Below are 2,360 nucleotides of genomic sequence, written 5' to 3' on the forward strand. Positions count from 1 at the left end.
GTAAGCGTCTGCCAAAGTCACCTTGTATGACTCAGAACGGTATAAGCAGTCCTTCAGAAAGCCGTAGGACGGCTGATAATCCATGGCCTGACCTCATCCGGCGTCATGAAAAGCCTCGTTTATCGCGTTGAGCAAAGTAGCCCTTATAGGCGCGTCACCCTCTCACCTACCAATCCTCAAATACCCGAAAGTCATTCTCTCGGGCATTTGAGCATCCGGTAAAAAAACTTGTAACTCAGTTCACCTTGAACCGTTCCACCAGCCCCTGCTGTTGCTCGGCCAAGCGGGCTAACTCGCGGCTGGTGACGGCGGTTTGTTCAGCACCGGCGCTGACCTGGATAACCAGAGTGTTGATGTCGTTTACGTTGCGGTGGATCTCCTCGGCAACCTGACTCTGTTGTTCTGCCGCCGAGGCGACCTGTATGTTGCTGTCGCTGATGGTCGCGATGCCCTCGGCTATTTCTTCTAGCAACTCCCCTGCGCGCACTACGTTGCTCGCGCCTTCTTGAGCCTTCCCTAGAGTTTCCTGCATGGAAGTGGCGGCACGGTCGGAGCCGGATTGCAGATTGGCGATCATCTTCTGGATACTGACGGTGGAATCCTGAGTCTTTTTGGCCAGATTCCGCACCTCATCGGCGACCACGGCAAATCCACGACCCTGCTCACCGGCACGGGCAGCCTCAATGGCAGCGTTCAAAGCTAGCAGATTGGTTTGCTCTGCTACACCACGAATCACATCCAAAACCGAGGAGATGGAATAGCTTTCACCCTTGAGCTCCTCAATGATTCGGGATGTTTGTTCGGCCTGAACCTCAAGCCCTTTGATCAAGCTGATGGTGTTCTCGATTTCAGCCTTGCCCTGCATAGTGCTGGCATTAACGCGCTGCGACATCTCTGCGGCGTCGGTAGTGCTGCGCGCCACGTCTTTGACCGTGGCGCTCATCTCGCTGATGGCAGTGACCACCTGATCGGTGCCTTGACGCTGCTGGACGACGTTATTGCTAGTTTGCAGGGCCACAGCCGAAGACTGCTCGGCGGCGGTCGCGACCTGCGCCGTGGCACTCCCGATCTCACGGATCACTTCACCGATCTGTATGGCCATGTTATCCAGGTTACGCGAGATCTCGCCAAACTCGTCTCTGCCGGCGTAACGGGTTCTGGCAGTTAGGTCACGCGTGGATAGCGAAATAAGGGTGCGGTTCACGTCGACCACAGCGATTTTGATATTGCGAATAATCACCGAAGCGAGCCACAGCACCGCAATCAACATCAGAATGACGGTGGCTATTGCGACATACAGACTGCGCTGGGCATCGGTACGCGCGACATTGGCTAGGCTCACGACCGTCTGGCCCAGTTCAGCCTCGACCTGAGCCATCATGTCGATACGGCTGGTGGAAAGGTTGAACCAGTCTTCGGGTTTGATATTAAGCGGATCGCCTAGAGGCGTATCAAATCCGAGTTTTTGCAGGCGAGCTACATCGACGGATGCGGGCTGTTGTAGAACCGCATCCAGCTTATTTTTGAACACGGCAGGAGCCCAGCGTTGAAAGGCCTCGAAATAGCCGGAGAACTCGCCCATGTTGCGGCTGAAACGTGACAACAGCGGCGCATCAAAACGGTTTTGGTTGAATGCCAGGCCAAGCAGTACACGCTCTCGACCAGAGCGCTCTTTCATGTCTACGAACTGATTGAGTGAACTCAGCCCACGCAGGATTTCCGGATCCTCAATGCTGGTTTCCAGTGAGTAAGAGAAGCCGATCAAATTTTTGATAAGATCGGTGAATCGGGTGCCGGACTCGCCGTTATTGATTGCGAGCGTGTCCACCTGCTGACGCAGTCCGGCCAAACCATCAATTGCGCGCAGCATCTTGTCAGGCGCGATAAGACCCTCGGTCGATTGCGCATGCATCGCGCTCACCGCACGGTCGGTTTCTTGGCGTAAGACTTTCAACTTGTCCTGCATCGTCTTACCACCGCTGCCCAGAAACACGCCGCTTGCGCCGCGCTCACGCTGGATAGTGGTTACTACGTCACTGAGTTTCTGCGCGGTGCCGGTAGCGGTGACCGCTCGGTTCATCTCGCTCAGTGTCTCTCGTTTGTCAGCTACAAAAATCCCGGCGAAGACCAGAAAGCCCAACAGGGGAAACATCAAAATAAGCAGTAGCTTTGTACTCAAAGGAGCATTTCTAAGCATGGCAGGCCTCAGGGCTTGAAGATGTTGTTTAAAGCTATCCAAGGCGAACGTTCTATGAAGTCGACGTCTGATAGAGCCCAGGATGGTTCAGTAGTAGCCTGCCGTAGCCAGTTTTTTCTCCGTTCGGAATGTTTCGGCTGAAACCAGCAAAGCTTTACCTGTA

1 protein-coding gene is annotated in these 2,360 nt (G+C 54.5%); it reads right to left on the reverse strand.

The window, feature by feature from the left end; all coding sequences use genetic code 11:
• Nucleotides 1-235 precede the first annotated feature (235 nt).
• Nucleotides 236-2,152: a methyl-accepting chemotaxis protein gene (locus K7431_RS30785; protein WP_043205204.1), complete on the reverse strand. Its 1,917-nt coding sequence runs from the start codon at nucleotides 2,150-2,152 to the stop codon at nucleotides 236-238.
• Nucleotides 2,153-2,360 lie beyond the last annotated feature (208 nt).

The sequence above is a fragment of the Pseudomonas fluorescens group sp. genome (genome assembly GCF_020093335.1).
GTDB lineage: Bacteria > Pseudomonadota > Gammaproteobacteria > Pseudomonadales > Pseudomonadaceae > Aquipseudomonas > Aquipseudomonas petroselini.

Coding starts and splice junctions, on each gene's coding strand:
- K7431_RS30785 (WP_043205204.1), bottom strand. CDS start 2,152: ATGTTTCCCCTGTTGGGCTTTCTGGTCTTCGCCGGGATTTTTGTAGCT.